The sequence below is a fragment of the Sandarakinorhabdus sp. genome (genome assembly GCF_987265915.1).
Window position 1 is genome coordinate 1,625,564 of sequence record NZ_OZ503948.1, and the last position, 12,485, is coordinate 1,638,048.

The following is a 12,485-nucleotide window of genomic DNA, read 5'->3' on the forward strand; positions in this document are numbered from 1 at the left end:
CAGCTTCGGGACTGGGGGCGCACCACCAACCGGCGCGCGCATGCCGCCGGCGCGATCGGACAATCCCGCCCTCGATGCGCTGCTGCGCAAGGCCTATGATCTGCACCCGACCGAGATTGATCTGACGCTCGGTCGGTTGGAGCGGCTGCTCGATCGGCTGGGCAATCCGCACCACCGTTTGCCGCCGGTGTTTCATGTGGCCGGCACCAATGGCAAAGGATCGACCTGTGCGCTGCTGCGCGCCTGCCTGGAAGCGCAGGGCCACCGCGTGCATGTCTATACCAGCCCGCACCTTGTCCGCTTCAACGAACGCATCCGCCTGGCCGGGCAACTGGTTGCCGATGATGTGCTGATCATGCTGCTGAAGGATGTGGTCGCCCGCAACGGCGAGGCGCCAATCACCTTTTTCGAATTGACGACGGCGGCGGCGTTTTTGGCCTTTGCCACCATCCCGGCCGATGCCTGCATCATCGAGGTCGGGCTGGGCGGGCGCATGGATGCGACCAACCTGCTGCCATCCGCGCTGGTATCGGGCATCAGCCAGCTTGGGCTGGATCACCAGCAATGGCTGGGGCCGACCATATTGGATATCGCCCGCGAAAAGGCCGGCATCGCAAAGCGCGGCGTGCCGCTGGTCACCGGCCGCCATCCCGCCGCGGTGACGGCGCGCATCGCCGAAGTCGCCGGCCTGGCTGGCGCGCGGCTGATCATCCGCGGCCAGGATTGGGATGCGGCGCTGTATGAAGGCCAGCTGCATTATCGCGACGACACCGGCCGCCTGGCCTTGCCGCTGCCGCGCCTGGCCGGGCCGCATCAGCACGACAATGCCGCGCTGGCGGTGGCGATGCTGCGGGCGCAGAACGCGCTGCCAATGAAAGAGGCAGCGTTCAAGGCCGGCATGGGCTGGGCAGAATGGCCGGCGCGCCTGCAACGGCTGGACACCGGCCCGCTGCCCGAATTGCTGCCGGCCGGGTCCAGCCTGTGGGTGGATGGCGGGCATAATCCGGCCGCCGGCAAGGCCCTGGCCGAAGCGGTGCGGCCGCTGCTGCAACCCGGCCAGCGGCTGCTGATCGTCGCCGGCATGCTCGCCGCCAAGGATGCCGAGGGATTCCTCAAGCCGTTCGCCGGCATGGCGAGCGCGCTTTATGCGGTGCCGGTGCCGGGCCATGCTGCCCATGATCCGGCCTGGCTGGCCAGCGCGGCGTCGGCGATGGGCATGGCGGCGGTGACGGCCCCCGATCTGCGGCAGGCGTTGAAGGCGATTGCGCGCAACAGCGAGACGCCGCCGCTGGTGCTGGTGACGGGATCGCTCCACCTGGCCGGCAAGGCGCTGGCGCTGAACGGGCAGGCGCCGGTTTAAGGCCTACACCCGCCGCACCAGCAACGCCACCATGGCCAGCCACGGCACGTCCACAAGTACCTGTTGGCGCAGGCCGGGCGTGGTGGGCAGCAGCTGGATGCGGTTGCCCTCCACCGCGATCAGACGGCCAAAGGCGAACCGGCCGGCCGGGCGGGGGCAGATGATGTCGCGGTTGATGGCCTGGCTGAACTGGCCGGGGGCAACGCGCCGCGCCCATAGTTCATCGCCGGCGCGATAATCGCCCTGTGCAGTTTCCACCACCAGCCCGATCAGGTCCCCCTGCGGTTGCGGCGGCACCAGGGTGCGCGGGCGTTCGGGCGCATCGACGCCGCCGGCGCCGATGATCGCCACCACCGGCACGTCGGCGCGATCCGGCATGGTGACCAACGTGGAAACCGCCACGCCCATCGCGGCGGCGATGCGCTCAAGCCAATCGATCGACACTGTACGCATGCCGGTTTCCAGCCGGCCGATGGTCTGCGCCGTGGTGGGCGGCACGCAGGCTGCGGCGACATCGGCGAGCGTGAGACCACGGGATTTGCGAACATCGCGGATGCGGGTGAGCATGTCTGGTTCCCTTGAATAACCTATATGGTTATCTCTGTCCTACAAATGCGGGATTATGCAAGAGGGAAACGACCAATTTCGTGCCAGAAGGGAGAATCATATGGCCAAACAGGTTCGTGATGAGGATGATGTGCTGCCGCTGCATGAAAATCGCCTGATCGGCCGGCGCACCTTGCCCGCTGCGGATATGATCGATCGGGCGACGGTGACGGTGAACCACGCTGAACAGCCCCTGGCCTGGCTGGCGCGGCGCGGCCACATCAGCGCGGTGCAATTGCTGGCCAGCGAGCGCCTGCGCCAGGATTTCCATCTGGCGCAGCTCGGCCCGCGGCTGACCATGCGCTGGGACCCGCTGCCCGGTGTTCGGCGCAGTGGCAGTGGCCCGGACCCCAGTGGCGGCCAGATCGCGGCGCGGCAACGTTTTGATGCCGCAGTGGCGGCGTGCGGCCCCGGCCTGTCGGATGTGCTGTGGCGGGTGGTGTGCATGGGCGAAGGCCTGGGAACCGCGGAAGCGGCACTGGGTTGGCCGGTACGGGCCGGAAAGCTGGTGCTGACACTGGCGCTCGACCGGCTGGTCGGCCATTATGGCCTCGATGCGATGGAGTAAGTGATGATGCGTGCGGTCTGGTTTTTGCCTCTGGCCTTGTTGGCCGCCTGTGGTCCCAAAGAAGTTTCGCTGGGCAAGGTGGGCGGCGCGCCGCCGTCCATGGTGCTGAACACGCGGCTGCTCACGCCCGACGGCAACAGCCTGGGCGAGGTGGAATTGCTGCAGATGGTCGACGGCGTGCAGTTGATTGCGCGCGTGGCGGGCTTGCCGGCGGGCACCTATGCCATGCACCTGCACGCCATCGGGCAGTGCAAGGGCCCGGATTTCACCAGCGCCGGGCCGCATTTCAACCCGGAGGCCAAGCAGCATGGCCGTGACAATCCGATGGGCGCCCACGCCGGCGATCTGCCCAACATCATGGTGGATGCCAAAATGGCCGGCGATGTGAACATCATGCTGCCGGGCTTGCGGCTGGCCGATGGTGCCAATCCGCTGATCGATGCCGATGGCGCGGCGGTGGTGCTGCATGCCAAGGCCGATGATTATCGCACCGATCCCGCCGGCAATGCCGGCACGCGCATTGCGTGTGGGGAGCTGAAAAAAGCAGCGAGTGGGGCGACTGACGGGGCTTGAACCCGCGACCTCTGGTACCACAAACCAGCGCTCTAACCAACTGAGCTACAGTCGCCACATGCCTGTCGGCAGGGAGGGCGGGATAGACGAGGCGGCCGGCACTGGCAAGCGGGATTTGGCCGGAGCCGGCTGCAATGGCAGTTGCGCCGTCTTGAAATCTTATTACAAGCGCCGGCAATAAATATCTGTATGGAGCCGGCCATGAGCGCTGCTGATCTGGATCTGGTGCAACTGGCAGCATTTGATGCCAGCGGTGCCGATGGCTTTGATGCGCACGAACAGGTGGCGCTCGTCCGCCATGCCAGCAGCGGCCTGCATGCGATTGTCGCCATCCATTCGACGCACCTCGGCCCGGCCGCCGGCGGTGTGCGGCGCTGGGCCTATGGCAGCGAATCGCAGGCGCTGATCGATGCGCTGCGCCTGTCGCGCGGCATGAGTTACAAGAATGCCATGGCCGGCCTGGCGGCAGGCGGCGGCAAGGCAGTGGTGATCGCTGATGCGCCGAAAACCGATGCACTGCTCGGCGCGTTCGGCGACGCCGTGGCGATGCTGGGCGGGCGTTATGTCACCGCCGAGGATGTCGGCATGACCGAGCATGACATGGTGGTGGTGGCGCAGCGCACAGCGCATGTTGCCGGCCTGCCAGTGGCGGCGGGCGCGGTGGGCGGCAATCCGGGGCCGTTCACGGCGCGCGGCGTGCTGGCCGGGGTGAAGGCCGCGGTACAGCACAAGATGGGCCAGGATGATCTGAACGGCGTGCATGTCACGGTGCAGGGCGTCGGCAGTGTCGGCGGCGCGCTGGCCCGCGCCCTGGCTGCCGAAGGTGCGCGGCTGACGCTTGCCGATGTGGACGCGGCGCGCGCTGCGGCCCTGGCCGCGGAACTGGGCGCGGCGCATGTGCCGGTGGGGGCGATCATGGGTGTCGCCGCCGACGTGTTCAGCCCCAACGCGCTGGGTGCGGTGCTGGACGCGGCGAGCATCGCTGCGCTGGACGTGGCCATCGTCGCCGGCGCCGCCAATAACCAGCTCGCCACGGCGGAGGATGGCGCGCGCCTCGCGGCACGCGGCATCCTTTACGCGCCCGACTATGTCATCAATGCCGGTGGCATCATTTCGGTGGTCGCCGAATATCTGGCGAAGACCAAAGGCGCGACGGTTTCACTGGCAGACGTGAAGGCGGCGACAGATGCCATCGGGCTGCGGCTGAGCGCCCTGTTTGCCGAGGCCGACGCGCAAAGACTGCCAACAGACGTGGTGGCCGATCGCACCGCGCAGGCACTGATCGGCCGTTAGGGTCGGCTCAGGGCTTGTGACGGTCGGCCGTCGCCGCACCGTCCTTTTCTTCTTCCATCAGCACGGCATTGGCCCCGCTGGCGGACAGGCGCACGACATCGCCTTCCACGCCGGCGACCAGGCCGCCGGAAATATAGTGATGATGGCCCTCATGCGATCCACCATCGGCGCGGGTCAGCTTGATGCGATCGCCCTTTACATGATCCACGGTGCCCACCGGCGCGCCATCCGCGCCGATGATTTTCATATGCTCGCGTACCAGATCGAGATTGGACATCTGTTTTCTCCTTGATGGTCGAAGGGCTAACCAGCCGGCGGCCGAAATGTTCCCGGCGCGGCAAGCGGTGGCTTTTCGCCGTTGGCCGCCGGAACCACCGCCTGTCCCGCCTTGTTGGTTGTGTTGACCGCAAGGGCGATGTTCGCCCGTGCCGGCACAGGAGAACGACCATGGCGAGCGATCACGACATCACGGACATCGACGTGGCCCGCAGCGAAACCCACGAACTGATCAGCGCCAGCAAGGTGAACGGCACCGCTGTCTTTGACAGTGAAGGCGACAAGATCGGTTCGGTGGACGACGTCATGCTGGAAAAACGCTCCGGCAAGGTCGCCTATGCGATCATGAGCTTCGGCGGCTTTCTGGGCATCGGCGAACGCTACCACCCGCTGCCCTGGGATGTGCTGCGCTATGATGAAAACCTCGGCGGCTACAATGTCGGCCGCGCCGCGGGCGATTTCAAAGACGCGCCGAGCTACAACCGCGACGAACTGGTCGGTCGCGGAACGGCGGGCTTTGATGATGTCGACGATTTCTACGCCGGCGCGGCGCGCACCGGTTATGGCGGCGGCATGTATGGATAAGCCGATCAGTTGGTCCAGCCGCCATCGATGACGTGGGCACCGCCGGTGGTGTAGCTGGCCTCATCCGACGCCAGATAGACCGCCAGCGCCGCCACTTCCTGCGCTGTGCCCATGCGCCCGGTCGGCTGGTTGGCGATGAAGGCGGCGCGGGCGGCGGCGGGATCGGGCTGGTCGTTCAGGCGGGTAGCCAGCGACGGCGTATCGATCGTGCCGGGGCAGATGGCATTCACCCTGATGCCGTGCGCAACGAAATCCGCCGCCAGCGCCTTGGTCATCCCGATCACCGCCGCCTTGGTGGTGCAATAGGCAAAGCGCGCCGGCAGCGCCTTGATGGTGGAGGCCACCGACGCGATGTTGATGATGCTGCCACTGCCGCGCGCCACCATGCCGGGCAGGGCGGCGCGGCAGGTGCGGATCATCGATGTGACATTCAGATCCCAGGTGAAGGCCCAATCGGCATTGCTGAGCTCCAGAATGGTGCCGCGGTGGACGAAGCCGGCGCCGTTGAACAAGATGTCCGGCGCGGTGCCCGACAGTGCGGCGATGACCGCATCGCCATCGCGCACATCCAGCCGCGCCGTGATGATGCCCGGATGCTCGGCGGCCAGCCTGGCGAGGGCCGCTGCGTCGATATCGGTTGCGGTGACCATTGCGCCTTCGCGTGCAAAGGCCAGCGCCGTGGCCCGCCCGATGCCGGCGCCTGCCGCCGTGACAAACGCCGTCTTCCCTGCCAGCCGACCCATGTGATCCCCTTTGCTGCCTTGCGCGGTCGGTTTCAATAATCCCGCTTCCACCGCACCGAGGCGCTGGTGCCGCCCAGTGTTGCGACGCTGCTCAGCACCGACAAGGACCGCGTCAGACCGATTTCGATGCTGGTGGCGGTGTAGCCGCCGGCGTCCGTCGCCACTTCCACATAGACATTGCGGCCGAGATATTGCCCGGCGGCAAAAGTGGTTTTGCGGCCCATGGCCACATCGGCTGGCAGGATGCGCAGGCGATCGATGCCGAGGCCGCGGCTGACGGCGCCAATGGGGTTGAAGCCGTTGCCACCGCGCAAGCTGGTCAGCGCGCCGGCGAGCTGGATGGCTTCGGGGGCGGAGAGATCGGTGACGCTGGTGCCGAACAGCACGCGGGACAGCACCTCGTCTTCGGGCAGGGCCGGCACGGAGCTGAACTTGATCTGCGGGCGCTGCGCCGTGCCGTCGATATTGAGCAGCGCCGAAAAACCATTGCCACTGTTTTCGGCCGCCACGGCAATGATCGGATCGGGCGGGTTGCCGCCCAGGAAGCGGATGTCACCACGGGTCAGCTGAAAGCGTTTGCCGGCAAAATCATAATCGCCGCGCACCAGTTGCACCCGGCCGAACACTTCGGGCGCAGTGGCGCCGCCGCGCAGCCGCACATCGGCCTGCCATTCGCTGTTGATGCCCATGCCGGTGACCTTCAGGCTGCGATCGGCAGTGATGTTGAGATTGTACAGCCAGCGTGTCGGCGCGACATATTGCATGACCCGGCGGCCGAGCAGACGGGTGTTCTTTTCGGTCACCGCCAGCACCGGCACATCGGCAGCGCCGGTGCGGCCGATGCGATATTCGGCACGCGACAACTTGATCGGGCCGGAAACGACGCCGCCATATTCGTCGGTGGCGATCCGGATGGTGCCGCTGCCGGTGGCGGTGATATCGTCGCGGCCCAACAGGGCGGCATCCTTCAGGGCCAGGCGGATATCGAGCGGGAAGCCGCGTTCATAGCTGAGATCGATCTTGCCCGATCCGGTGATGCTGCCGTTCCCCGAAGTGCCGGAAAAGCGCGTGAGTTCGAGCACGGACGCCGTGAAGCGCGCATCCAGGCTGGCCCTGGTGGCGACCGCGCCCAGCACCGGCACTTCCACGCGCGCCTCACGCGCCAGCATACGGCCCGCCACCTGCGGATTGCCGAGCGTGCCGGAAACATCGGCTGCCAATTGCACATTGCCCCGCACATCGAGCGCGGTGAGCCCCGAAAGCCCCCAGAAATCCTGCGCTGGGCCGGCATAGCGCAATTGGCCGGTGACGCTGGCGGCGAACAGGCGCGGCACCAGATCGGTGGTGTTGGCGCCTTCGGCATCGAGCGTGTTGGCGGGCAGGGGGCCCAGCCTTGCCTGGGCGCGGCCTTCGATCTTGCCGCCGCGCACGATGACGGCGCGCAGCACGGTGCCGTCGGCACCCAGTGCGGCGTTCAACCCGACATCGATCGGCGTAGAGGTGGCGGCGACCGTGCTGCGCGACAGGCCATTGAGGCGCAGCGCCGCGGTGCCCAGCGGCACGCCGCCTTCTGCCAGCCGCAACGCCAGCGTGCCGGAAACCCGGCCACCAAGATTGAGCGTGGGATAGGCAATGCCCAGCATCTGCAGCGAGACCTTGTCCAGCCGGGCATCGAAGCGCCTGGCATCGCCCCAATCGCCGGACACATCGGCACTGCCGAGTGCGCTGGTGAGGGTGACGGGCGCCAGATGCCAGCCGGCGGCATCGTTGGTGATCACTGCCGGGCCGGCCAGCTTCGCCTCCCGCCCGGCATACTCGCCGCCGCCAGCCACCTGATAAAGCCCCGGCGCGATTTGCGCGGTGAAGCCGAGCTTGAACGCTTCGCCGCTGTTGCCGGCGATATCGAGCCGCGCGCTCCCGCGGCCATCGACCAGTTTGACGCTGCCGGTGGCGTTGTCGATCTGCAGCGAGCCGCGTTCGAGGCCGGACAGCGCCAGATCGCCGGCAAGGTCAGCGCCATCCGGGGCAAGCACCAGCCGGCCGGACAGGGCGAGCTTCTCGATGCTGATCGGGGTGGTGGCGGCAAGGCTGACGTTGCTGCCGGCCAGTTTCAGCGCCGCGGTCTGCACGCCGTTCTCCGCGGCCAGCACGGCACTGCCATCAAGGCCCTTGCCGGCAAGCGACAGCGTGCCAACGAACGGCCCCGCCGATGATTGCGCCAATTGCCCGCGCGCCACGAAGCCTGCGGCCTCCAGCCGCCCGACATCCAGGGTAACGCGCGGATCGAGGCCGAGGCCGGCGGCCAGCGTGACCGGCCCCAGCGCCGATTGGCCGCTCGCGTCGATCTGCCAGACGCCGCCGGTGCGGTTGAGCTGCGCGCGGACAGCGGTAAGGCCATAGCCGGGCCGGGGCAGTTGCGCATTGATCTGCGGCGCGCTCAACGTCCCGCGTGCCGCCACGGTAAACGGCCCCCAATCGCGGCTCTGGCCGGTGGCGGCCAGGCTTATGTTGCCACCGGGTTGCCAGCCGGCGCTGCCTTTTGCCGTCAACTGCGGCGCAGTGAGTGCCAGATCAGCGAGGCTGACCACCAGGCCTGGGGCGAGGGTGAAGCGCCCGGTCAGCGCTGCCGGGCCGCCGGCCAGATCGGCGATGCTGCCGGCCGGGATGTTGGCGGCGGTGAGGCGCAGGCTGCCACTGCCGATCACACTGCGGCCAGCAGGCCCGGATTGCAGCGCGGCGGTTACGTTCACATCGCTGCTGCCGATCTGCGGCAGCACCCAGCCGCGCGCCGTGCCGATCAGATTGGTGGCCCAAAGGCCGGTGGCCGTGCGGTAGGCGGCACTGCCGGTCAACTGCAATGGGCCACTGTTGGCGCGCAGGGCCTGCACCTGAATCTGGCCATTGGCCCAGCGCAACTGCCCATCGCCGCGCCAGCCGCCGGCGATCGGCGCCAGTGTGGCGGGCAGGCCGGATACGCTGCCGACCGTCACCTGCACCGGCAGGCGCAGCGGCTGATCGTTCAGATCGGCGATGCCGGCGGCGCTGACATTGTCCAGCACGACGCCGTCCTTGCCGCCCACCGCGAGGCGTTTCAGCAGCAGCCGCGCATCGATCAGCGGCGCCAGCAACGGCCCGGCTGCCTTCGCGGTGAGCACCGCGCCGGCGATGCCGAGATCGCGCGCCATGGCGGCACTGTCGGCCAGAGCCAAGCGGGCGGTGGTATCGGTCAATTGCTCGCTGGCGCGATTGATGCGGCCGCTGGCGCTGGCGGTGATGGCGGTGCCTGCGACGGACAGGCGGGTTTGCAGATCATCGGCAGCCGGCGCCACCTGCGCCGTGAGGGACAGGCCGCCCTGCAGCAGCGCCGCGGCATCACCGGCCAGCAATTGCGCCGGATCGATGCGGCCGTCCGCGCTGATCGTGCCGTCGCGCGCCGCCAGTGCCAGATCGATGAGCGCCGTGCGCGCCGTGCCCATAGTGGCGGCGATGCGGCCGTCCCAGCGCAGCCAGCGGCCATTGCCATCGGCGCTGACCGCCAATGGGCCCTTCAGGCGGGCCAGCGTCGTGACCAGGCCACCAGCCGGCGCATTCAGCCTGGCCTCCAGCTTGAACCGGTCCCGATCCGGTTCGGCATCGAGCAGCAGATCGAGCGAGTCGCCGCCGCTGCCATCGAGCATGCGCGCCAGCAGCGCCACTTGCGCCCGCCCGGTGGCAATATCGATGCGGCCCCCGGCGGTGAGCGCGCGCGCCTTGCCGGCAAGGCCTTCGGCCAGTTCCAGCCGGCCAATCGACAGCGCGGCAATTGCGATATCCTGATCCGGCAGCAGCCGCGGGTCTTTGGTTGGCAACAGTTCGGGCCAGCGGGTGATGCGCGCCGTGCCGGCACGCACCGCGCGGGCGACGAAGCGCTTTTTCAGCAGTTGCAGCGGCTGCCAATCCAGCGCCAGCCGATCGATGCTGGCGAACTGGCCCTTGGGATCATGGGCGGTGATGCCGATCAGCGTGGCCTTGTTCCACAGGCTGCCATCGATGCGCTCCACCCGGAAATACAGGCCGCTTTCGAGGCTGATGCCGGGAATCTGCCGCACCAGCAGCGCGCGGCCTGGCGGCGTGTCGAGCGCGAACGGCAGCGCTGCGATCAACGCCAGCAGCAGCACCGGGAGCAGCCACAGCCAGCTTCTGCGGGTGCGCTTCGCCGCCATCAGAAGGCCTGCCCGATGGAGACGTAGAACACCACGCGTGGATCGCCAGATTGGGGATTCAACGGCGTGGCGATATCGATGCGCACCGGGCCGAAGCCGGTATAGAAACGCGCGCCGATGCCGGCGCCCAGTGACAAGCGATCAAAGGCCGGCGTAGTGCCGGTGGAGACTTCGCCGGCATCGATGAAGGCGGCGACACCCAAATCCTGGCCCCAGGCCTGGAAGCGGTAGCGGCCTTCCACGGCCAGTTCGGTGACGCTGTTGCCGCCGGTGGGCACATTGTCGGCATTGCGCGGGCCGACGCCCTGGAACACATAGCCGCGTACTGATCCGCCGCCGCCGGCATAGAAACGCCGGTCCGGCGCGATCACGCCGCGGCTGGCGCCGACGATGCTGCCGATGTGGAAGCGCGCCGCAACCACCAGATCGCCGAACGGCTGGTAGGCGGTGGTTTCGAACTGCGCCTTCACATAATTGAAATTGCTGCCGTCGCGCAGGGTGATTTCCGGCGACATGCGTCCGGTCAGACGAAAGCCGCGCGACGGATTGAGCAGATCGTCGGATTTGTCCCAGGTCACGCTCATCGGCAGCGCGGCCACCGTGAAGGTGCGGCGCGGATCGCCGGGCACGGATCGGTCGCGCTGGCTGGTGATCAACGCTTGTGCGCCGAGGCTCCAGGTCCAGTCCTTCTGCCAGATGATGTTCGATTCGCGGGCCAGTGCGGCGGTGATCCCCAGGGTTTCGGCAGCAAAAGCGAACTGTTGGCTGGCGGTGAAGCCGCCGCTGACCAGCAATTGCCGGTCACGCTGGCCGAAATTGCGCTTGCGCAGTTCCAGCTGGGCCACCTGTTCGCGCTCGGCGGCGACGGCGCGGGCGGTGAAGGCGCCTTCGGGCGGAAACAGGTTGCGGTGCGTCCAGCTGCCTTCCAGCCGCACGCCCTGGCCGGTGGAATAACCGCCCGACAGCGCGATGGTGCGCGGCGGCGCGGCTTCGCTGCTGATCTCCAGATCGACCGCCTGGCGGCCATCCTCCAGCACCGGACCTTGGACGGCCTTGACGGCGATGGCGCCGAACAGGCCGGTCTGCACCAGCGCGCGGCGCAGATCCTCGCGGCCGGCGTTGCTGTAGCGATCCCCGGTCTTGAAGCGGCTGAGCAAGCCGATATGGTCATTGTCCATGCCCTTCACCGCATTGTCGCTGCGGATGGTGCCGAACACGCCGCGCCGGCCCAGATCGATACGCTGGGTGAGCGTGGCATCGCGGCTGGCGTGATCGATGACGATATCGGGCGCCGCGATGCGCGGGAAGGGATAGCCGGCGTCGGCCAGGCGGGTGGGCAGCGCATCCTGCGCCGATTGCACGCGCGCCGCCTCCACCGCATCGCCAACGCGGATCGGCAGCAGGCGGGTGACGATGCGGGCAGGATCGGCGGCTTGCGCCACGCCGTCCGGCGGGAGGATGCGGATGTCGGCAAAGCTGTAAAGCGGCCCCGGCTCCACGCGGATCGTCACCACGCTGTCTCGCTGGCCGGCGGCGGGCGGGGTGACGCTGGTCTTCACCGTGCTGCCATAATGGCCGATGGAGCGCAGCAGCAGCTCGGCCAGATCGCGATCCTCGGTGATGCGGCGCGACAGTTGCGCCAGATTGGTATCCTCGCCGCGCTGCCGATACAGGCTGGACAGCGCGCGGAACTCGTCATCCAGGCCCAGTGCACTCAGGCCTTCTTCCTCGATGCGGTATCGGATGGCGGCGGTGGCGGCTTCGGGTTCGGCGCTGGTGGTGGATGCGACATCGGGCCACGCCACGGCATCGCCGCCGGGCAGATCGGGCAGCGGTGCATCCGGGGCCGGGATGGGATCGCCGGCATCGACGGGTGCGGTTTCCGATGGGGGCGCAGGCTGCGGCTGGGGCTGTGCTTGGACAGCAGCGCCAAACAGGCCGCTGGCGGCAAGCAGGGTCAGGACAACACGCACAACCCATGTGTTAGCCGATGTGTGGCGGCCAAGCCACTGGCGAGAATCCGCGCGCTGGTGCATGGGCATCGCCATGTCTGCCAAGTTCGATCCTCCGCCTTCCGTTCGTCCGCCACAGCGCGGTGGCGGCGTGTTCATTGCGCTGGGCCTGGTGCTGGGCGCCGGGTTCGGCATGGCGGCGGGTGAACCATCGCTGGGTCTGATGGTTGGCCTGGGCGTGGGCGTGGTGCTGGCATTTGGCTTGGGCGTGCTGGACAAGCGGTGAACCGCGCGTGAAGGTGAAGGGTTCCCGGGGCGGGGGCTCTG

Annotated in this window: 11 protein-coding genes and 1 tRNA gene; 6 read left to right on the forward strand and 6 right to left on the reverse strand. The window is 67.9% G+C overall.

From position 1 onward, the window contains the following. Positions 1-40 precede the first annotated feature (40 nt). On the forward strand, positions 41-1,360 hold the full coding sequence (locus tag AC6UUM_RS07900; protein ID WP_500804931.1) for a bifunctional folylpolyglutamate synthase/dihydrofolate synthase: 1,320 nt from the start codon (positions 41-43) through the stop codon (positions 1,358-1,360). 3 nt (positions 1,361-1,363) lie between these two features. Here AC6UUM_RS07900 and AC6UUM_RS07905 read toward each other — a convergent pair whose 3' ends face one another. Continuing rightward, positions 1,364-1,927 (reverse strand): helix-turn-helix domain-containing protein, encoded by a 564-nt coding sequence (locus tag AC6UUM_RS07905; RefSeq protein ID WP_500804779.1) that lies wholly within the window; start codon positions 1,925-1,927, stop codon positions 1,364-1,366. A 187-nt stretch (positions 1,928-2,114) separates the two neighbouring features. Here AC6UUM_RS07905 and AC6UUM_RS07910 point away from each other — a divergent pair, with 187 nt between their 5' ends. Both AC6UUM_RS07910 and AC6UUM_RS07915 read left to right on the forward strand, forming a co-directional pair. Further along, positions 2,115-2,534 carry a DUF6456 domain-containing protein gene (locus AC6UUM_RS07910; RefSeq protein ID WP_500804932.1) on the forward strand — a complete coding sequence of 140 codons (420 nt, stop codon included), beginning with the start codon at positions 2,115-2,117 and terminating at the stop codon, positions 2,532-2,534. Between the two features lie 3 nt (positions 2,535-2,537). Then, on the forward strand, positions 2,538-3,107 hold the full coding sequence (locus AC6UUM_RS07915; RefSeq protein ID WP_500804780.1) for a superoxide dismutase family protein: 570 nt from the start codon (positions 2,538-2,540) through the stop codon (positions 3,105-3,107). On the opposite strand, the gene AC6UUM_RS07920 is transcribed toward AC6UUM_RS07915, so the two are convergent. Next, a tRNA-His gene (locus AC6UUM_RS07920) sits at positions 3,086-3,162 on the reverse strand. The two genes, AC6UUM_RS07915 and AC6UUM_RS07920, sit on opposite strands and share 22 nt — an antisense overlap. 146 nt (positions 3,163-3,308) lie before the next feature. Between AC6UUM_RS07920 and AC6UUM_RS07925 the strand changes: the two genes are divergently transcribed. Beyond that, a complete protein-coding gene (locus tag AC6UUM_RS07925) occupies positions 3,309-4,400 on the forward strand; it encodes a Glu/Leu/Phe/Val dehydrogenase dimerization domain-containing protein (RefSeq protein ID WP_500804781.1) in 1,092 nt (363 codons plus the stop codon). A 7-nt stretch (positions 4,401-4,407) separates the two neighbouring features. Here the strand turns inward: AC6UUM_RS07925 and AC6UUM_RS07930 are convergent, their stop codons facing one another. Continuing rightward, a complete protein-coding gene (locus AC6UUM_RS07930; RefSeq protein ID WP_500804782.1) occupies positions 4,408-4,677 on the reverse strand; it encodes a DUF2171 domain-containing protein in 270 nt (89 codons plus the stop codon). Between the two features lie 170 nt (positions 4,678-4,847). On the opposite strand from AC6UUM_RS07930, the gene AC6UUM_RS07935 reads away from it, so the two are divergent. Further along, complete coding sequence (locus AC6UUM_RS07935) at positions 4,848-5,261, forward strand: PRC-barrel domain-containing protein (RefSeq protein ID WP_500804783.1); 414 nt, start codon at positions 4,848-4,850, stop codon at positions 5,259-5,261. Between the two features lie 5 nt (positions 5,262-5,266). Here AC6UUM_RS07935 and AC6UUM_RS07940 read toward each other — a convergent pair whose 3' ends face one another. The 3 genes from AC6UUM_RS07940 to AC6UUM_RS07950 are packed head-to-tail and all read right to left on the reverse strand — an operon-like array spanning position 5,267 to position 12,179. Continuing rightward, positions 5,267-6,004, reverse strand: a complete 738-nt coding sequence (locus AC6UUM_RS07940; protein ID WP_500804784.1) for an SDR family oxidoreductase — start codon at positions 6,002-6,004, stop codon at positions 5,267-5,269. Between the two features lie 32 nt (positions 6,005-6,036). Beyond that, positions 6,037-10,206 (reverse strand): translocation/assembly module TamB domain-containing protein, encoded by a 4,170-nt coding sequence (locus AC6UUM_RS07945; protein WP_500804785.1) that lies wholly within the window; start codon positions 10,204-10,206, stop codon positions 6,037-6,039. Further along, positions 10,206-12,179: an autotransporter assembly complex protein TamA gene (locus tag AC6UUM_RS07950; protein WP_500804786.1), complete on the reverse strand. Its 1,974-nt coding sequence runs from the start codon at positions 12,177-12,179 to the stop codon at positions 10,206-10,208. The genes AC6UUM_RS07945 and AC6UUM_RS07950 overlap by 1 nt, the downstream gene beginning before the upstream one ends. 73 nt (positions 12,180-12,252) lie before the next feature. Between AC6UUM_RS07950 and AC6UUM_RS07955 the strand changes: the two genes are divergently transcribed. Continuing rightward, positions 12,253-12,444 (forward strand): hypothetical protein, encoded by a 192-nt coding sequence (locus AC6UUM_RS07955; RefSeq protein ID WP_500804787.1) that lies wholly within the window; start codon positions 12,253-12,255, stop codon positions 12,442-12,444. The last annotated feature ends 41 nt before the right edge of the window (positions 12,445-12,485 follow it).